The 20,709-nt window shown below is 45.2% G+C and carries 18 protein-coding genes; 1 reads left to right on the top strand and 17 read right to left on the bottom strand.

Annotated elements, in window-relative coordinates:
• Positions 1–151: 151 nt before the first annotated feature.
• The gene (gene cls, locus F0220_RS06710; RefSeq protein WP_105597672.1) at positions 152–1,591 is read right to left on the bottom strand and encodes a cardiolipin synthase; all 1,440 of its coding nucleotides are present in this window, start codon (positions 1,589–1,591) and stop codon (positions 152–154) included.
• Positions 1,592–1,967: 376 nt separating this feature from the next.
• On the opposite strand from cls, the gene F0220_RS06705 reads away from it, so the two are divergent.
• Positions 1,968–3,326, top strand: a complete 1,359-nt coding sequence (locus F0220_RS06705; RefSeq protein ID WP_076209623.1) for a hemolysin family protein — start codon at positions 1,968–1,970, stop codon at positions 3,324–3,326.
• A gap of 125 nt (positions 3,327–3,451) precedes the next feature.
• Here F0220_RS06705 and F0220_RS06700 read toward each other — a convergent pair whose 3' ends face one another.
• From F0220_RS06700 to F0220_RS06625, 16 genes are all read right to left on the bottom strand, one after another.
• Positions 3,452–5,041, bottom strand: coding sequence for an alpha/beta hydrolase family protein (locus tag F0220_RS06700; RefSeq protein WP_105597671.1), 1,590 nt, complete (start codon positions 5,039–5,041; stop codon positions 3,452–3,454).
• A 58-nt stretch (positions 5,042–5,099) separates the two neighbouring features.
• Positions 5,100–6,200, bottom strand: a complete 1,101-nt coding sequence (locus tag F0220_RS06695; RefSeq protein ID WP_105597670.1) for a DUF1648 domain-containing protein — start codon at positions 6,198–6,200, stop codon at positions 5,100–5,102.
• Between the two features lie 23 nt (positions 6,201–6,223).
• A complete protein-coding gene (locus tag F0220_RS06690) occupies positions 6,224–6,619 on the bottom strand; it encodes a GntR family transcriptional regulator (RefSeq protein WP_076291512.1) in 396 nt (131 codons plus the stop codon).
• Positions 6,620–6,835: 216 nt separating this feature from the next.
• A complete protein-coding gene (locus F0220_RS06685; protein ID WP_105597669.1) occupies positions 6,836–7,909 on the bottom strand; it encodes an AI-2E family transporter in 1,074 nt (357 codons plus the stop codon).
• Positions 7,910–8,085: 176 nt separating this feature from the next.
• Complete coding sequence (locus F0220_RS06680) at positions 8,086–8,877, bottom strand: ABC transporter permease (protein ID WP_105597668.1); 792 nt, start codon at positions 8,875–8,877, stop codon at positions 8,086–8,088.
• Positions 8,870–9,778: an ABC transporter ATP-binding protein gene (locus tag F0220_RS06675; RefSeq protein ID WP_105597667.1), complete on the bottom strand. Its 909-nt coding sequence runs from the start codon at positions 9,776–9,778 to the stop codon at positions 8,870–8,872. The genes F0220_RS06680 and F0220_RS06675 overlap by 8 nt, the downstream gene beginning before the upstream one ends.
• 32 nt (positions 9,779–9,810) lie before the next feature.
• Complete coding sequence (locus tag F0220_RS06670; RefSeq protein WP_036668929.1) at positions 9,811–9,990, bottom strand: hypothetical protein; 180 nt, start codon at positions 9,988–9,990, stop codon at positions 9,811–9,813.
• Between the two features lie 323 nt (positions 9,991–10,313).
• On the bottom strand, positions 10,314–10,835 hold the full coding sequence (locus tag F0220_RS06665) for a hypothetical protein (protein ID WP_105597666.1): 522 nt from the start codon (positions 10,833–10,835) through the stop codon (positions 10,314–10,316).
• An 84-nt stretch (positions 10,836–10,919) separates the two neighbouring features.
• Positions 10,920–11,504 carry a VanZ family protein gene (locus tag F0220_RS06660; protein WP_105597665.1) on the bottom strand — a complete coding sequence of 195 codons (585 nt, stop codon included), beginning with the start codon at positions 11,502–11,504 and terminating at the stop codon, positions 10,920–10,922.
• Positions 11,505–11,514: 10 nt separating this feature from the next.
• A complete protein-coding gene (locus F0220_RS06655; RefSeq protein WP_146117130.1) occupies positions 11,515–13,656 on the bottom strand; it encodes a WD40/YVTN/BNR-like repeat-containing protein in 2,142 nt (713 codons plus the stop codon).
• Between the two features lie 39 nt (positions 13,657–13,695).
• Positions 13,696–14,616 carry an LCP family glycopolymer transferase gene (locus F0220_RS06650; RefSeq protein ID WP_105597663.1) on the bottom strand — a complete coding sequence of 307 codons (921 nt, stop codon included), beginning with the start codon at positions 14,614–14,616 and terminating at the stop codon, positions 13,696–13,698.
• Positions 14,617–14,629: 13 nt separating this feature from the next.
• Entirely contained in the window at positions 14,630–15,961 is a 1,332-nt protein-coding gene (locus F0220_RS06645; protein ID WP_105597662.1) for a UDP-glucose dehydrogenase family protein, read from the bottom strand.
• Between the two features lie 32 nt (positions 15,962–15,993).
• Positions 15,994–17,376 (bottom strand): sugar phosphate nucleotidyltransferase, encoded by a 1,383-nt coding sequence (locus F0220_RS06640; RefSeq protein WP_105597661.1) that lies wholly within the window; start codon positions 17,374–17,376, stop codon positions 15,994–15,996.
• Positions 17,373–18,401: a polysaccharide pyruvyl transferase family protein gene (locus tag F0220_RS06635; RefSeq protein ID WP_091015431.1), complete on the bottom strand. Its 1,029-nt coding sequence runs from the start codon at positions 18,399–18,401 to the stop codon at positions 17,373–17,375. The genes F0220_RS06640 and F0220_RS06635 overlap by 4 nt, the downstream gene beginning before the upstream one ends.
• Positions 18,388–19,776 (bottom strand): lipopolysaccharide biosynthesis protein, encoded by a 1,389-nt coding sequence (locus F0220_RS06630; RefSeq protein WP_223199865.1) that lies wholly within the window; start codon positions 19,774–19,776, stop codon positions 18,388–18,390. The genes F0220_RS06635 and F0220_RS06630 overlap by 14 nt, the downstream gene beginning before the upstream one ends.
• Entirely contained in the window at positions 19,773–20,678 is a 906-nt protein-coding gene (locus tag F0220_RS06625; protein ID WP_223199864.1) for a glycosyltransferase, read from the bottom strand. Before F0220_RS06625 ends, F0220_RS06630 begins: the two co-directional genes overlap by 4 nt.
• Positions 20,679–20,709 lie beyond the last annotated feature (31 nt).

Below are 20,709 nucleotides of genomic sequence, written 5' to 3'. Positions count from 1 at the left end.
AGCCTGTTTTCCCGCAGACTCCCCTCCTTCGCCAAGACATGATTTATATATCTATTATATCATAAAAGATCAAATTTGCGCAAAATACTCAGCAAAAAGAAGATAAATTCACAAAAAGTGAACTTATCTTCAGAAATCTGCCCTAAATCGGCTAAAGAAGCGGTGAAAGCATCCGAGAAAGCATTTCTGCGCCTTTTTGCCGTCGTGAACGCTTCTGAAATACCTCCCCATCGATCTGACTGCATTCCCCGAGATCACGTTCAAAGTCAGTGATCAAACGCTGAATCGGAGAGGACTCGAACAGGACAGCCGTCAACTCAAAATTGCAAAAAAAACTGCGCATATCCATATTGGCCGTGCCTACCGTTGCAAGCAACTCATCCACAATCATCACTTTGGCATGTACAAAACCTTTGCGATATTGGAAGAACTCAACACCTGCTCGCAGAAGTTCCTCTACATAAGAAAGAGATGCCAAATGAACAAGCTTTGAATCGGATTGATATGGAATGATAATTTTCACATCAACGCCACTGACAGCAGCTGTTTTGAGTGCCTCATAAAGGGCAGGATCAGGAATAAAATAAGGTGTGGTAATGTAAATCCGGTCACAGGCTACCGAAATCGCCCCAAAACACATTTCCTGAATGGCATCCCAGTCCTGATCCGGCCCACTGGCCAGAATCTGAATTCGTTCTTCCCCGCAACAGATATGAGGTGGAAACAATTCCGCAAGCTGGGGTTCGGTAATTCGCTCACCGGAAGCTAATTTCCAGTCGTTCAGGAACGTACTTTGCAGGAAGTACACGGCATCTCCCTCGATCTGCACATGTGTATCCCGCCAGAAACCCACCTCTGGATATTGTCCAAGATAATCATCGCCTACATTAATGCCACCCACGAAACCTACCTGTCCATCCACAACAACAATTTTACGGTGATTCCGGTAGTTGACTCTTCGGTCAATCGTTGCAATCAGTGGCGGTAGAAAATAATGAAACTCCACACCTGCATCCTGCAGTTTGCGGATAAAACTCCAGCTCATCTTGTGACTGCCGAGACCGTCACAAATAAACCGAACCTTCACGCCCTCTTGTGCCTTGCGAATCATGACATCCTGAAACTTCGTACTGATCACATCATCACGGAAAATGTAAAATTCCACATGCAGATGGTGCTTTGCTTTTTCCATTTCTCTCAGCATTGCCGCAAATGCCTCTTCACCATTTGTGAGCACCGTACTGTGGTTACAACCTGTAATCGGGCTCTCCGACAGATGGGATAACAGGTTAAACAATCGATGCTGGTGGCTGAAACGATCGCCAGGCATCTGTTCGACATCTCCAATGATGTGGGCCTGTTCCCAGATCGTTTCCTTCATTTCACGGAAGATCCGCGATCCACCCTTTCGGAGTTTTTTTCGTTTGTTATAATCCTGCGCCACGAAATAGTACACTACAAAACCGATCAAAGGCACGCAGAACAAAATAAACAGCCAAGCCACAGCTTTAGCCGGATTACGAAATTCCAGCAAAAGAATTGTGGCTGCCTGGAAAATAAATACGAGTAATATAATGACCAGCCAGAACATTCGGCTTCCTCCTCAAGTGGCAAGCTTTATGACCTTGCCCTTCTCTCACCTACACAGCTTTGACGATTATGTATACGGCTAATCATAGATACCCAATGTACCCCCTATTCGTAACGTTTGTTTAGATAAAACTTTACATAAGCAGACGGAATACTTGATTCTGGAAATTCAAATTTCTACTTCGTTCATTGTATATTCTGACTGTGTTACCTTCTACATATCAGTTTAATGAATGAGCAGATTCGCATTGTGACGCCAATCTGCTCATTCCACCTTCCAGACTCTTCCTCATTTCTTTGTCTGGAGGTGGTCTTCTTACGTAAAATTAGATATAATAATCGTTAAAAACTTATTACCTAAAGGAGAAGAGCAGTGAATGGAAAGTGAGAGGTATGCGTTAAATTTAGTAATGGTTGCTTTTTTGATAGGACTTTCGGCGTTTTTTGTTGCAGTGGAATTCGCTCTGGTGCGGGTTCGACCGAGCCGGATCGACCAAATGATTGCAGAAGGAAATAAGCGTGCGCTGGCTGTTAAACAAGCCGTTGCCAATCTGGACGGATATTTGTCTGCCTGCCAGCTTGGAATCACGATCACATCTCTGGGACTGGGCTGGCTGGGTGAACCGACGGTAGAGAAGATTCTCCACCCTGTGTTTGAAAGCTTGCAAATTCCTGAGGCGGTTTCTTCATTCTTATCGTTTGTTATCGCGTTTGCTTCCATCACGTATCTGCATGTTGTGGTTGGTGAACTCGCTCCAAAAACGATTGCAATCCGGAAAGCCGAAACTGTTGCACTGCTGACGTCTACACCTATCATCTGGTTTAACCGAATTATGTATCCTTTTATCTGGCTGTTAAACGGCTCAGCGAACCAACTGGTGAAACTGTTCGGAATCAAACCGGCTTCTGAACATGAAGATGCACACTCCGAAGAAGAGTTGCAGATCATCATTAATGAAAGTTTTGAAAGTGGTAAAATCAACCAAGCCGAATTCGGTTATGTAAGCCGGATCTTTGCTTTTGATGAGATGTTAGCCAAAGAAATCATGGTACCCCGGACCGATATGGTCTGCCTTTATGTGAATAGAACAAACGAGGAAAACCTGGAGATCATTCGTGAAGAACAATATACACGTTTTCCAGTAGTGAATGAGAGTAAAGACGATATCATCGGTATCATTAATACGAAACAATTCTTCCTGGAACTTTACGGAAACGATGAACCTGTTGATCTATCCTCCCTGATTCAGCCTGTATCGGCTGTTCACGAAACAACTCCTGTGAAGGACTTGCTCAAGAAAATGCAGAAGGATGGCGTACATATCGCCGTACTTGTCGACGAATATGGAGGAACTTCCGGAATTGTAACCATCGAGGATGTACTTGAGCAGATTGTTGGTGAGATTCGCGACGAGTTCGACGCAGACGAAGTGGAAGATATTCAAGTCATCAATGAGAACTATGTCATTATGGATGGCAAGGTTTCCTTATCGAAGGTGAACGACATGTTTATGTCCAGCCTGGATGCAGATGAGTGGGACACCATTGGTGGATGGCTCTACAGCCACCGTCCCGAGATGAACGAACAGGAAGAATATGAGTTCGAAAATCTAATCTTTGTTTTGCTGGAAAAAGACAAAAATCGGTTCTACAAAGTGGCCGTTGTTCCCAAGGAACCACTGACCATGTCTGATTACACAGATGAAGACGAGAAAGAGTCCAATTGGTCTAAATAAAGCAAATTTATAAATAAGAAGAGGAGCACTTGCCTATTTGGGTAAGTGCTCCTCTTCTTATTATATCTCGCCCTATCCGTCAATTCTCCAAGTTATCATTCAACCCAAGAATGTAACTCCCGTTTTTAGTTTGATTTTAATACCCACTTCGCAATATCATCGATAATGGCTTTGGAGACATTAGATGGCTCAGCGTACTCTTGACCGATTGAAAGTCCATCATAGCTGGTTAAAAGATGATTTACCTTTGGATAGCTATTGTACGTTACATTGGAATGACCTTGAAGAGCCAATTTCCAGGTTTGGAATTGATTCATAGACACTTGCACATCGTTTTCGCCTTGTATAACAAGCATAGGTGTATTTTGTGTTTTAGCCAGTTCCGCAGGCACATAATCTCTTTGCTCAAACCACCAATAAGCAGGTTGAAGTGGAAACGTCTCAGGAAGATGATCTACAGAATATTGTGGATCTTTAACCATCGCAGCTACATTTTTATAAAAATCAGCTTGCCCTTGAATGACATCCGTGTCTAAACCAAGCTGCTTCATCCGCTCTACCAATTCGTCCTGCTGCTCGGTAAGCACATCCACAAAGCTACTACTTGGTGCAGCAAGTAGAATACTTCCTGCAATATCATGCTGCTTATCCTCAGCAATGATTAACGGCATTGCAAACCCGCCTTGACTATGTCCAGCTACAAAAATCGCTGTAGAATCAATATGTGCATTCTTTTTAAGCAATTCCACTGCATCGTTTACCTGATCTACGCTCTCTTGTTTTAATGTGAATTTAGGCTGAGAAGCGACCTTATAGGTATGCTCATACGTGACCTTATCGTATCTTAATACAGCAACTCCTTGTGAAGCTAAACCTACCGCAAGATCGCGAAACGGCTTTGCACCACCAATGGCAGCATCTTGATTGCTAGGCCCAGATCCGTGTACCAGAATAACAACTGGGAAAGGTCCCTCACCCTTGGGCAAAGTTAATGTCCCTGGCAAAGCTAAATCACCCTGACCAACCGTAATGTCTTGTTCTGTATACGCAGATGGGTCATCGTAGCTTGGTTTTTGATACACTTCTGGAGTAGTGGCGGCAATATGCAAATCATCCACAAGTCCGTTATGATTCATTCTGACCGTAATATTTAAACGAGTCAGCTCTGTTTTGAACGTATAGGTAACATTGCGATGCACTGTATTATCTTCTACATGCTTAGCTATGGCTTCACTTGTAATTTTGCCATTTTGTCCTTCTAAAGCTCCCCACAGCTGACTCAACAACGTGGGTGACAACACTCCACTCACAGAGGTATGAACATACTTGGCAGCCTCCTTGCCATCGCCCTCACTAATAAGGGAAATGAATATATCCTCAGGTGCTGCCTTCAGCGTCTCGGAAAGAAATGCCCCATCCATAAAAGTAACTCCTTTCGTTAACTGAACAGGATTGTTTAAGGATATGGCTTGCCCATTCACCATCGCCTGTTTCTCTCCTACCTTAACTACAATTGTAAGCTCACTTTTTCGTATTGTGATTTCTCCTGTCTTTTGTTGCCAAGATACCTCTGCCCCATTCTGTTCTGCAATCTCACGAATAGGAACAAGATTTTCACTACCAGCGGATTTTTCAGCAGCTTCTGAGATGGATGTCACCGGAAGAATGAGACCTACGAAAGTAAGAGAAAGTAATAGCTTTTTCCAATTGTTCATTGTAATAACTCCTCCTAATAATTAATTTCATCTATTATATGCATAGAATTATGAGCATTTATTGGCTCAGAACTCTGCTTAAAACAACAATAGCAATAATGAATAACACTAGGACCCAAGATAGTGGACGAGCGAAGTTAATCGTCCAACCTATTCCATAACGTTTTTCTACGGTAAAAGAAGGGTCTTTGGGATTGAAGTAAATAAAACCAAGTTTCCAATATTCATCGTCATTCACAGGCTGCTCCTTGGACCGTTCGCGATCTTCCTGATGGTTCCTAATTTTTCCACCGCCTTGTCTGCCTGTAAGAGACAGCAATATAGCGCCTAATAAGATCGCCACTGAGGTGATCAGACTAATCGCTGTTAACAAGACCTGATTAGGAACGAACATATTTATCTGAATGAAGGCAAATAAGATGGTAAGAAGCAAACCTGTTATGATCGTAAATAGGGACCACTTACGGCGGAATCGGATATGATCAGCAGCAAATTGGGCAGGATTTGATGGAGTAAGCTGTTGCTTGCTTGTTTTAATACTCCAGTTCACCAACATCATCAGTGCAATGATTCCTAGCTGTACAAGGTTAATAGCCAATACTGAAAGGTAGGTTTTGGGCACACTGGAAGTGACATTGCCCTGAAGATCATATTTCATCGGAATGACGTTAGGTAGTGCGTTATAATTCAAGATTGTAATGATCGCAATGGCTACAATAATAGCTATGTGAACGAGAAACCAATAGTTGGAATAGGTGAGTTTATTTTGGCGGAAGGTGGTATCGATTTTAACCCTTTGAGGTACTTCTACAGTTGTAAGTGTTTCTTTTATCTTTTTCATCTTGAAATGAAATAATATGTGTAGTGCGGCCCAGTACACAATGAATATCATTGTGCAAACACCGGTGATCATTGTGGTAGACTCTTCATTGGCAGATCGGAGTATATACAGACAGGTAAGAATAATCAACCCGTTTCCGATCAGACTTACTGTAGCAAACGTTCTCCGGAGCTTACGTAAGACTGGTGTGTAATAATTATATTGACTTACCGTAACCCCAAAGCTGATTGTTTCCCTTGTCACATAAGGTGCAAAGGATAGCAGTAAGGCTAATGGAGCAAAGATTAAAATGATAGGCAATATACTAAATAGTTGCATACATAACACACTCCCTTGATTCTTTATTCTTTGTTGTGACCCATCTTCACATCATCATACATTTGGTCTAACACTGCAGATAGTTCCTCTTTGGTCATTCCGCGACATATCGCTTCCGCAATAATCGGTCTTAATTCTCTTTGCTGCTTTTTCAAAAAATCATCTGTTAAATCTGGCATTCCATCAGGGTTTACCACAACTCCCTTTTGTCTATGAACCAGAATGTATCCATCTTGCTTGAGTAGTGTGTAAGCCTTGTTGACGGTGTGAAGGTTAACACCGATATCTGCGGCCAAATTCCGAACCGAAGGTAACGCCTCACCTAGCTGTAACTCACCACTAGCAATGCCTTCAATAATTTGATAAACAAGTTGCGAATAGATGGGAAGTTCGGATTGCATATCCAGTTGAATAATCAAGGGTTCACCTTCTTTTTTGTTATCTGTTATATATCAAGTATAACAGATATAACATGAGTGAGCAATATGGATGAAAAAAAGCCGCATACCAATGGCGAGGGTAAACTTACCTGACCCTTCACCATTGATATGCGGCTTATCCTGTTGAGCTTATCGATGTGATTCAATAACAAACATTAGTAGTGGCACATGACAGCGTTGTATTTCAAATTCCATTTAAGTTTCAGTCTTATCTTCGACAATCCGATAATGGATTTTGCGAACTATAATTTTCAGAATCATATATAGGGGAATCACGATGATCATACCCAAGATATTTCCCAGGTCAGCACCCACGAGCAACAGGATAACGGTAGTCAGTGGATGAATATCAAGCTGCTTGCCATAGACATAAGGTGAGATCAGGTTATCCTGAATTTGCTGTGCGATTACAATGATGACCAGGGACCAGATCGCCATCGAAGGTGATTCAATAAACGCAACAATGACAACCGGAATAGCTGCCAGCAAAGCCCCCACATAAGGGATGAAGTTCAGAATGATGGATACAACGGTCAGCAGCAAAGCATAAGGCAAACCTAAGATGAGAAAACCGATGTACATCAGAATCCCCAAGGCCACATTAACAATAACCCGGCCAACAATATAGTTACTTAGTGCTTCATCGATCTCATGGACGGTTTCTTCCCCATCCTTCCGATAATGTCTTGGCAACAATAAGGTTAGATTCGTTCCAAACTTGCTGCCTTCCTTGAGCATGTAATACAACATGATCGGGAACGTTGCCAGAATAATAACCAGATTGGATACCACGGAGAATAACCCGGAGACATAATCGGTTACCTGAGTGATCCCTTGACTCAGAACATCGGATAAACGTGAGAATAGATTGGAATCATCAGGCAGGTATCTGGATATAAAATTGCTCTTTTCAAGTGCATTCAACTGATCGCTGAGTGAAGTAACCAACGCTGGAGCATTCTCCACGAAATTCATCAATTGTTCACGCAGGGAAGGCCATACAAGCACACTAAAACCTGCAAGTATTAATGCAATTACGACATAAATAATCAGAACTGACAATGCACGTTTAATCTTATGCCTTTCCATATAATCGACGAGCGGGCGCAGCAGATAATAGAAGAAACCAGCAATCAGCAGCGGAATGATGATGATGTGAATCAGTGAGGTCAGGGGGCTGAAAATAAAGTTCACTTTTTCCCCCAGATACACGATGAGCAGCAAGAGAATAATCGCTGTGCATATGCGGTAGAACTTGTTATTTATCAAGAAACTGATCCCTCCATGCGCTGCTCTGCCAAAGTGACTGCGGCGTTCATATGTATATCTAGTCATTTACTTATGATACTAAGTACCCTTAAATGACAGTCATGCCACAGGCGATGCTGAATATACACTTTTTTTCTTTCCAAAACAATATTGGACGCAAAAAAAAGAAGCAGGCGTTAGCCTGCCACATCTCTTTTGCTGAATACAACCCAGGAAATCACCATGAAAATAACGTAATACACCGCCAGAACTGCAATGGAGAAACCCAGTGTCATTCCTGCACTTGGACCACCCATTAGCGCAAAATCCGCCCCGGAGGTCATGTATTTGCTAAGATCCATGTTGTTGAATAGGACATACTTGGCCCACTCATAACGGACCGGATTGAATATGAGTGAGAAGATACTTTGTGAGAACATAATGAACAGGGATAATCCAATCGCAAGTGCACCTGAACGAAATACGGACGACACCATAAAGGCAATCGCAAGCGTAATAAACAGATCAACGTACAAATATCCCCATAATGTCAGAGCATTCGTAGCTGGACTACTGCTTCCTCCCGGAGCATCATGCGAGAAAAGGATATACGACGTTAGCATGGCCATCACAATGACCAGTAATGTACTGACAATACTGAAGCCAACGACGGTCAGATATTTGGAAGCAAGAACTTTGCTTCGTGACCATGGGCGGATCAGCAATAGCTTAATGGTTCCCCAGGTAAATTCGCCCGCGACCGATTCCGCTGCAATCACGACACAGAAGATCGTGTTCAGGAAAAACGTAATCTGGATGGTCGTTACAGCTGCTTCCCAGTACAAAACTTCACTGGATCCCATGCCTTCTCGCAGTAACACTGGCATTAATAGCGAGATCAGCGCAAGAATCGATAACATGATCCAGGTACGGGGACGACGAAAAATTTTCATATTCTCATTCAATATCAGATTACCGAAACTACCCAATGCCTCCACCCCCAGTGACCTGCAAGAATTGTTCTTCCAGGGTGTGAGTCACGTTACGAATACCGTATACCTGAACCCCTTCGCTAACCAGCTTGGCATTGATATCCGGAATCTGCTCACGAGACACCCGTACCACCAGGACATTGCCCTGTACGATAGCACCCTGAATCAGATCCGCAGCGCGATCAGCATCATTCAGCTCAAAAGCAACTTCGATTAATGCATCCGAACCTGCTTCAGTCCGAAGGTTTCTTACATCAATCAACTTTCCGTTCTGGATGATGGCTACGGTATCACACATCAGCTCCATCTCCGACAATAAATGACTGGATACAAAGACCGTAATGCCTTCCTCTTGGGTGAGCTGACGCAAATAATCTCTCAGTTCCCGTATACCCTGTGGGTCCAAACCATTGGTCGGCTCATCCAGTACAAGCAGCTTCGGTTTATGTAATATCGCTTGCGCGACCCCCAGACGCTGGCGCATGCCCAGTGAATAGGTTTTGACCTTATCGTGAATACGGGCTGTGAGCCCCACACGCTCAATTGTTTCCGCAATACGTTCCTTCGTAACTCCCGGCGACATGCGGGCAAAGTGAACGAGATTCTGGTACCCGGTCAGAAACTTGTACATTTCCGGATTTTCCACAATAGCGCCTACCTGGGCTACCGCCTTCTCAAATTCATTCTTCACACTGTGTCCCGAGATGAAAATGTCACCTTTACTGATGGACATCAGTCCAACCATCATTCGAATCGTCGTTGTTTTTCCCGCGCCATTAGGTCCTAAAAAACCAAAAACCTGCCCCGGAGAAATATCCAGAGTCAGGTCGCTGACCAATGATCGGGAGGATATGATCTTGCTGACGCCCTGAATCCGGACGACCGGCTCCTGCTGCATTCAATCCCCTCCTTCATGGACGAGCATATCATTCATGCCCGTTTCTCATATGCACATAGTGTATCATAATCTTTAGTATATTGTCCCGCAAACTGGGATTTCCCCTGACGTTTCGCTTCAACTACACACGCTTCACAGCATCCAAGCGGCATTTCACTCCGGTAGAATCCGGTGCGAAATACGTGATTGCCTCCATTGCCCTCTTCCTTCATTTCGACAGAGCTTCTAGTGACCGACACAATCATCCCACAACTGACACAGTAAAAGCGGCCCGTTTCGATCAATGATATTCCTTCCCCTCACAAGGAGCTTAGAACTCCTTGTTATTTGTCGTTAGACGCTGAAAATTGATACATTTTGTATCTATCTCGTAATTTACTTGACACCGGGACTAATGTCAAGGCTTTACCGCCATAAAAACAAGAAAAACGCAAAAAAAGCTCCATAAATGCGACAAAAGTCTCGCATTTATGGAGCCTCATGTTAGGTAAATGATACAATTCGGTTCAATGTATGGGTTGATATTATTTCCTGATCAGTCACTATTGTCGACCTTTGAGGCATCCTCATTTTTCTGATTTGGATAATACCAGAGTAAGGTCCACTCATCGCCATCCTCTACCAGATAACAGGTCTGTACAATATTGAATTGGCCAAAGGTACCTGAGTACTTCTGGGTGACCCGGATTCTGTAGGCTTCAGAAAATGGCTTAACGCCATCGATCACGGTTACATCGAACTCGCGCTCCGGCTTATCCATCTCCAGCTCAAAGGTTTCCACGCCAAAATGCTGCATAAATATATGTGCTCTGTTCTGTACGTAAGCACTCTTGGGAAACCGCTCTTTCATCAGAGGATGAAAGAGTTCCCATGAACTGCCGAAGTCACCCGTCTGCTCATATTTGTAAAACTCTTCGGCAACAGCAGCAGCTTCATCCGTTGTATCTGCCTGAAACAAATACGGAATGGTTCTGGCAATCAACCACAGCAATAATACAATGATCGTGATGAACCCGATCTTTTTGAGCAAAGCATTGCGGTTCCTTCTTCGCAGCATGTCCAGTCCTCCTTGTCCTACTCCATACTTATGATGGATGTCAGACAAGTAGAAGTTGAACGATACATCTAATTTCCTGGGAAATCACTCGCTGCGAATGGAAGTACGCTTTCCCTTTCTGATCCTTCGGATCATGGACTGAAGCCCTGCATATATGGCAATCCCAAAGCAGCCGCCAAGCAAGTCTACTCCAACATCACGTATCGAGCTTGTCCGGTCCGGGCTGAACTGCTGAATATACTCATCAATGGAGGCTATGACAAACACCACAGCCAGAGCAGAAACGATACTGGTCACAAGGGATGTTCTTCTGTACCGCAGCCCGCCGTACACAAGCACGGCGAGCACAGCGTATACAAATAAGTGCGCACTCTTGCGAAAGACGAACTCTGCAAAATCATACGGCCGCTGCTTCAGCGAATACTCATACTCCCCATAAGTGAATTGTACATCAGGAAGTGTAAAACCGATGTGCAATTTTTGAGACCATTTATGAAGCCAAGGCTGAATGTCTTGCTGTTGAGAGGATTGCGTGGACATGGACCAGATGACCAGAATCCAGATCACAATCAACAGCAGAGCAATGAGAAATCCGTACGTTCTTCGTACATGCTTTTGTCTCGTGCGCCCGGAGCCCTCCTCCATCATTTTGATCTTCACCACTTTCATATCTCTATCGTTATTCTATTGATCCAACATACATGCCTCTGCCATTTGTACCTACATATACCTGACCATAGATTTGACGGTCTGCCGCCATAATCTGCGGTTCATTGCCCAGCCCGATTCCATCACCTAAAGGACCTATATTGTTCCAGGTTGCCCCCATATCATCTGAACGGAAGAATCCTTTCACATTATTTACGGTGCCATATACATAGACGGCTGGAACCAATTTGCCTAGCTGAGCCTTTCCAAAGGCAAATAATTTGGAATTCTGTACGCTCTGGATCTTGGAAAATGTATTTCCCGAGTTGGTCGATGCATATAGTCCATCAGTTCCCAAACTTACCCATACGGCATTCGCCACACCAGGTGCAGCCTCGACTTTAATGGAGCTTGTATTGATATCCGTATTAACAGGAAGGCGAACCGCATTGGCTTTGGACCAGTTGGCACCTGCATCCGTTGAGCGATACAGATAACCAGCAGCATACATATAAAATTTATATCCATTGATGCGATCGGCAGCCAGTGGATGATTATAGGCAAAGACCATATTCCCCCCGATAGCCTGAAAAGGGGCACCGTTCATATTTTGCCAGGTTGCGCCACGATTCGTGCTTCTGACCGGATTACCGGTCTGGGGGTAATAAACAATTACATTCGGATTAATGGCGGAGTAGGCGACCCTCCCCAGTTTGGAGCCAGCCGGAACATTCATTGGAGTTACGGTAACTCCATTATTGGAAGAGACAAATAAACGTGTGGTCGTACCATACCAGTCGCTGCTTCCCAGAAATATCATGTAATTCGGATTTGCTTCGTGATAGTCAATACTTACAATTTCTCGCATACCCGCGAGCGGGATTTTATTAAGAGGAACATCGGTTACATTTTCATGTCTAAATCCGACCTGATCCGTTAAACCACTGAAGAATGAAACACCCTGAGGTGGTGTGGATGCCGTGAGTGCGACGACTTCTTCATGACCATCGGTAATGGCTTCCCAAGTACTCGCTGTATTGCCAGTCAATCCATTGGTACCATTGATATTTTCCGTTTTGTACACGCCAAACCAGTCTGTAGCATATACGGTACCCGGATTATGCGGATCAAACTTGATACTGGATGTCGCTGAGAAAAACATGTTGGGTGTCCACCATGACGGTTTGGATACCAGCGTTTTGCTCACTGTTGTCCAACTCTGTCCGCCATTAACGGAACGATACAGTGGCAGATTATCACCGCCTGTTCGAACGGCTGCCAGGATGTGATTATCATTATTGGGATCAATCGTGATTCCATAATAAGATGAGTAACTGGGGCTGGGTGTTATATTCGTCCACTGCACACCATTGAACTTGTAAACGCCTTGATTATCCGTGGTCACATACAACGTCCCGTTCTTCGCCACAGTCATACGCGCAGGATATTCGGGGCTTCTCCCGGTAAGTTGCCAAGTGGTCTGACCATTGCTTCTTGGTGCTTTGCTATACACACCAATGCCGCGAACCCCCGCATACACAACTTGACCTTGCTTGGTCACGGGATTCAATCCATAAGCTACACTCCGAATTCCCTCACCGGACAGCCCGCTAGGTACATCCCATACCTTGCTCCAAGTGGCTGCACCATCACTGGAAGTGTACAATCCATCATATCGTGTACCCACGTGCAGGTAATTGGAATTCGTGGGATTAACCGCGATGCTCTCTCCCATGGCTCGATGGATATTTCCATTCGATTCATTCCGAAGATTAAGTCCGGTTCGAATCCAGGTCTCTCCCCGATCTGTGGATTTCAGAATATCACTCGGCCCCACGTTCCCATACTTCCCAGCAGCGATATACACGACATTGGGGTTTTGCTGATCCAGCGCAATTCCATCCACGCCGTACAGATTGCTGTCCTCATCTCCGAAATGATCAAGTAGTGGGATCCAATCTCCTGAATCTGCATCCAACCGATAGACTCCTCCAACGTCAGTTCGAGCGTAAACCAGATCAGGCTCAGTCGGATGAATGACCACCCCCGTAACGTACCCCCCACCACCAATAGGTATATTATGCCATTGATAGTTTTGAGCTGATTGAACATAATTTGTACTTGCCGGTATCATGAGCATATACATTAGTAGCACAATCAGGGACAATTTCATTAGCCTGGAGATACGCATCTGGTTCACCGCCCTATCCGATCATTTTGAATGTTCTTCAATCATCTGATGTATCCTGTCTCGTTCCGACTGATCCACAATATAGTAATACACTCCGTCTATTTTTTTGCCCGTGCCTTTAATCTCAACGGATTCAATATGATCCAGTACCGAACGATATTTGGAGAACATCTGCTTCATCTCATCAAAGGTAACGTCGGTTCTGACGTGAGCACTGACTTCGTCCAGCAACGTCTCCAGTTGCAACACGTTGGATACCTGGACCGTATTCTTCAGCACTTGTTTGATGATCTCCCGCTGGCGATCATTCCGCCCGAGATCTCCCTTCGGATCATCATAACGCATCCGTGAAAATCCCAAAGCAGCTTCACCATCCAGATGAATATTCCCTTGCTCGAACCGGTAACCCTCATAGTCAAATGCAAATGGGTTATTCACATCCACTCCACCCACCATGTCGATGACCTGTGCAAAGCCCTCCATATTCACTTTCATGTAGTAATGTATGGGAACATCAAGCAATTGTTCCACCGTTTGCACAGACATGTTAACGCCCCCAAAAGCATAGGCATGGTTGATCTTATCCTCCGTGCCGTGACCAACAATATTCGTTCTGGTATCTCGGGGGATGTTAAACATAAGTGCGGATTGTTTCGCAGGATTAACACTTAATACAATTATGGTGTCGGAGCGCCCCCGATCATTGGAACGTTCATCCACACCCAGAATCAAAGCATTAAAAGGTTCTTCATTCTCCATGTCCACAGGGAAATCGCCCCCACCCCGCTGGTCGACAATAGATACCTGCTTGATGGGTTCCCGGGGTTCATACATTTGATCCGCCGCTGATTTAACATGCGAATACAGGTACACAGAATATCCAATCATGACAACTGCAACAAGGGAAATGGCACCTAATGTTATTTTGATCCCGCGTCTCATGTTATGGCCTCCGTTAGATGACTGCCGTTTTTCTTCCATCGATATTGGTTAGACCTGGACGACCAACGGAGTAGTATTGGAAGGATGTATCTTTAATCTGATCTTCTCCGTAGATGTTTCTTCCATCAATCAGGATGGGTTGATTCATATGTGCTGCCAAATCAGTCAGATTAACCTCCATGAACTCTTTCCATTCCGTCAGAACGCAGAGTGCATCAGCACCTTCCGCCGCGTTCATGGCACGCTCTTCCCACGTAATGGATGGGGAATCCACCTCTTTGCGGAAGTTCTCGGTAGCGATGGGGTCATATGCCCGAATCACTGCTCCCTGCTCAAGCAAACGCTGAATGATCTCAATCGCCGGAGCATCACGAACGTCATCGGTATCCGGTTTGAAAGCAAGCCCCCAGATGGCAATCTCCTTTCCTTCGAGTGAGCCTAGTGCGTCTTCCAGTTTACGAATGACGTTGAAGCGTTGATCTTTGTTCACTTCCACCACGGACTTCAGCAGTTTGAAGTCATAATCCACATTACCTGCAATTTGAATCAGAGCCTGTGTATCCTTAGGGAAACAGGAACCTCCGTAACCAATGCCTGCCTTGAGAAAGGAGGCACCGATTCGTCTGTCATAGCCCATGCCTTCGGCAACGCGGCTGACATCTGCTCCTACTTTTTCACAGATGTTAGAGATTTCGTTGATAAATGAGATCTTGGTTGCCAGGAAAGCGTTGGATGCATATTTAATCATTTCGGCCGAACGAATATCCGTAACAATAATCTGATCGGTTAATGGCTGATGCAGCTCTTTCAACGTGGCGACTGCCCGCTCACTATGTGTCCCAATGACTATCCGGTCAGGATAGAGCGTATCCTGGACAGCGGTACCTTCTCGCAGGAACTCCGGTACCGATGCCATGTCGAATGGATGATTCGTCAAACTGCTGATCCATTCCTGAATACGATCGTTGGTTCCGACAGGAACAGTGCTTTTAGTCATTATTATTTTATAATTATCCATATAAGAACCTATTTCTCGCGCGACAAGCTCAATAAAACTCAGATTAGCTTCACCATTAGGCAGGGATGGCGTACCCACCGCGATAATGATGATATCCGAAAGACTGATAGCATCCTGAATGTTGGTGGTGAATGACAGCCTTCCTGCTTTCATATTGGCATTCATGATATCCTTCAGACCCGGTTCATAGATCGGAACATGACCGTCCGTTAACATATTCACTTTTTCCACATTGTTGTCGACACAGATCACGTTATTTCCCAGTTCCGAAAAACATACGCCCGATACCAAACCCACATACCCTGTGCCAATCACCGTAATATTCATTCCATAATCTCCCCCATGTTCTAATGTGTTGGTTACGCGTGCTTCACATATGTCTGAACAATATCCTGCCATTCGGTAGACACTCTAACGATATCTTCCTCAATCAGCTGGCTGCCGATCTGTACTTCAATGATCTCCAGTTCCGTAACGGCTCTGACGGAATGAAGCATACTCCGGTCAATGATCACCGTATCTCCTTGCCCGATCATTCGGCTCTGCCCATCCAGAATCAATTCCCCTGTTCCCGATACAACCGTCCATACCTCATTGCGAAGCAAATGGTATTGATAACTCAGGTTTTTCCCGGCACTGATGCAGATTCGTTTGGTGAGAACCTCGCCGCCAGCTTCGTTTCTTGTGTAATCCAGAACCCGGTAGCACCCCCACCTACGCTCCTCATACATGGGGCGTTGATCCTCATTCTTCAAGATTTCCTTGATCCGTGGGCTGGCTTCTTTGTCACTGACCAGAATGCCATCTGGACTCACGGCGACCACCACATCCGACAATCCCAATATGGCAACCGGAATGTTCAATTCATTGACCAAGTGAGTATTCAGGGAATCTCCCGTAATCCACCCTTTTCCTACTACCGAGCTCCCCATCTCTTCCGTGAGTGTGTTCCACGTGCCTAGATCTTTCCAGAAACCGTTATACGGAATAGCGATAATCTGATTTGCCTTCTCGACAACCTGGTAATCAAAACTGATCTTGTTCAATCTACCGTATTGCTTCAGCATTTCGTCATACTGGATCGGCAGTTCCATCTCAATGAGCAGATTGATCAAATAACCCAGCTTAAAAGCAAAAACCCCGCAATTCCATAATGCGGCCTGCTCAATCATGAGGACCGCATCGGATTCGCAGGGTTTCTCCTGGAACTTCGCTACATTCACGTATTCATTGTTATTTTCACTGGAAGATAGGGATTGCGGAATGATGTATCCATACTTCTCTGACGGGTACGTCGGCACAACTCCCATCAAGGCCAGATCAGCACCAGACTTATCAAGCATCTCCGGTAAGGTTGCCAGCACTTCGAAGAATTCTTTTTCAACAAAGGGATCTACAGGCAACACTGCAATCGTCTCATTCAGACTCACACTCTCTACGGAATACAGATAGGAGGCTGCCAGCGCAATCGCAGGAAACGTATCTCTGCGCTCAGGCTCCACAACGAGTCTGACATCGTCTCCCAGCTGAGAAGTCAGAATCTCCACCTGTGGCAAACTGGTCGCGATAAGCGCCTCTGATGCAAGTCCGGCATGATTCAGCTGTCGCCATACCCGCTGTACCATGGATTCCGGATTTCCCTCTGGCCCATGAAGAACTTTAAGAAATTGCTTGGATCTGGAATCGTTGGATAACGGCCAAAGACGCTTGCCAGAACCGCCGGATAACAGAATACTTCTCATAGGGCTGCACCATCCGACAACACAACCGTACTTGCTCCCTTGCCGGTCTCGGTTGGTTTGTTATATGCGCTGGTCTGATTGGACTCCAGTCTGCCTGCCGGATTGCTCTTGGTCCAAGCTGCATAATAATTTGAGTTTTTGCCGTATGAATTATCCAGCAGGATGTTCGGTTGATCCAGGAGACAGGCCAGGATATGTCCATGCAGACGGGATGTCGTGATGGTTTGGTATTGATTGAATTCCTTAATGGCCGTATGTACCATCCGATCAGAGTATTTGTACCACAACCAGCGGGCGAAAGAGCTGCCTTTTCCTGACTTTAACCGGGATGTAATCATGCGAATGATCTTCCGGTCTACCCGGTTGTACAATGTCTCCCAGTCTTTAAACGTGGCCTTAGGTCCACTGACGGATTCGTAATGCACCTGATTCTGAGTTTTCTCAATGTCTTTACGGAAGAAATACAACATCTCTGCACTAGGCTTGCTCTTGGACTTAAGAGGCCACAACTGATGCGCCATATCCGGAGACAGATAGACATTTGTTTGTTGAAATTCTTTACTGGCTATCTCATAAGATAAGGTATCCCGGACAAAAAAGTGCACATCCTTATGACGATTGAATACTTGGGCTGTCTTTTTCAATTCAATATCACTTTTGTAAAACATCGTCTGAGGCAGAATGACGATCCGATGATTCGGATGCTGGGCAATCATTCGTTCTCTCAATTTCTGATGGGCAGGGTACAGATCACCAAAGTTACCTCCCCCGTGCAACACAATCGTGATACCTTCCGGAACCTTGAGGGACAAAGGGCAATCCAGAATGCTGTATCTGGCACGTACATGAATATCATTGTCCCGGAAGAAAGCCTCAGTACCTTTCATAATCAACAAGTCGCCACCGTTGCTATGCACCGGGTAATCCAAATAATAGATTTCGGTACGCGGTGGAATGACCTTCAAAATCTGACGTAAATGTCCCTTCAACTCTTCCATTGGATGAATATTGTTAGTGCCCAGCATCTCCATCTCCTCCTTGGGTGACTCTTCTTCTTTTTTTGTTTAACCGTTCATAGAGGAACGGCAAATCTTCTTTGTCATAGAACATGGCGGCAAACTTCACCTTAAATACAATTTTCATGGCGGCCACAGTAACCACCATTCGCACAATGGACCCGATCAATAAGGCAATCGCAATTCCGTTGAGCCCCCACAGCGGGGTGAATACAAAGAACAAAGCCACTGTCACCGATAAAGCAATCAACTGTCTGATCATCACAAGCCCTGGCCGACCCAGTGCATTAAATGCGGATGCTAGAATCCAGGAGCCACCACCAATGATGCATTCCACAGCCAAAATATAAAATGCGACGCTCGCTTCCAAAAATTCGGAGCCAAACAGAAGACCCATCAGGTAATTCCCTACAAACATGGTGGGTATCACAATGATCATCATGACCATGAGCGAGATGCGGAAGGCTCTGCCAACCGTGCGAATAATCTGCTCTTGAGGCAATCCGGTCACTTTTGGGAAAACAACATTGCTAATCGCCGTCTGAACGGCATTATAGATTCGGGATAAGGCAAATACGACGGAATACAGTCCAAAATCACGCGGGGTGAGCAAAGCCAAAATAATGATTTTATCGAACTGGGTATACAGCGTTCCTAACAATTCAACGCCATACACCTTGCTGCCATAACCAAAAAGCTTCTTGGCTGAGCTCCGGTCCACCCGATCCTTGAACCATCTCAGTCTCAATTCATTACGGTTGGCATAGATGGCCCACGCCACCACGGAGAAGCTGGTTACAAAATAGATCGCAGCCGCGAGCTGAATGCTCAGCATGCCCAAGCCCCATAACACAAAAAGCCCACCTACATTAAACAGGGGGATCATTAACCGGATGCCATTATATACAGCAAATTTCTCCCGACTCTGCGAGAGGGCTGATATGAGATTGATGACAATAAGTACAGGAACCGTAGCAATCGTATACCATCTGGATATCTGCACGACCTCCGGCGGAAAGCTGGAGAGCCAGAAAGGTAATCCAAACCAGGCCACAATGCCAATGATGATGCACACCGGAACTTGAAAAAGAAAGCTTAACCGCACATACTGTGCACTCTTCTCGGTTGCGCTCTGTTTGATGTTATAGATGATAGAAGTGGGTAGTCCAAATCCAACCAATCCGGTTAAGAGCGCAGGCCAGAACAGAATGGCCGAGAATGCGCCCTTTCCCTCTACGCCGAACATGCGTGACGTCAAAATGGAAGACAGCATCGTCAGTGTCATGACCAGCAGATTGGTTCCACTTGTCTGAAATATGGCACTCATTAAGCCGTTTCCTCTGAATACTTTGCGAAGTGCAACTTGCGCCATAGCGATCCTCATCCCTTACTGTTTTGCCGAAGCGACCCAACAATCATGCCGTTTCGGTAACATACTTTGGCAAGCTGACGTGTGAACCGATCTGCATTATAAATGTAGATCAGAGAAGTTGTGATCCCCTGTGCCAGCTTGATGCCATGTTTGGCCGTACGCACAACACCACGATCCTGATCACGAATGGCATCACTCACACCCTGCCAATAGATTCGGCGCAGAAACCAGTTCTTCGTTGTTCGCTCTTTGGCTACTTTATGTTGTACCGCCCCATACGGGGTGTAATATACCTTGAACTTTGTCCGTATTCTTGCAATTAACTCACTCTCTTCACTGGAGAGAAGGTTGTTCCCCACTCTTCCAAGATCTTCACGGAAGGGAGCCAGTTGATCAAAGACGGATAAACGAAAAGCCACATTCGCACCAAATGGAATATAGGGGCTTTTCATTTCAGTGACTTCATCTGCAAAATCCAGAATGGTGAATAGCGACCTGTTCTCCGGTGGAATCCACATTGGCTCAGGCACTTCCCAGATCGGATCAATCTTGCCACCGACACACCCGATAGTTTCACTCATCTCAAACACACTAACGATCTGGCGAATCCAATCCCTGCAAGCAAAGGCATCATCGTCAAGGAACAGGATATACTCGCCGCGCGCCTCGTGAATGGCCCGGTTACGGGCTACAGACAAGCCTTGCTTTTCTTCCAACACATACCGGATCGAATGGTTCTCATGCTGCAAGATGGTTTGAAGCACGATTTCCCGTGTGTTGTCTTTCGAATTGTTATCAATGAGTATGATCTCATAGTCGCTGCTTGCGTAATTCTGTTGTATTGCACTTCGTATGGCCTCTACCGCATCATGTGCACGGTTATACGTACAGATCGCGACGGTTACCTTCATCATTTCATCCCCATATTTTTCAATTAGGTCCACC

The organism is Paenibacillus sp. 37, from assembly GCF_008386395.1.
GTDB lineage: Bacteria > Bacillota > Bacilli > Paenibacillales > Paenibacillaceae > Paenibacillus > Paenibacillus amylolyticus_B.
This window is presented reverse-complemented; position numbering and strand designations above follow the sequence as displayed.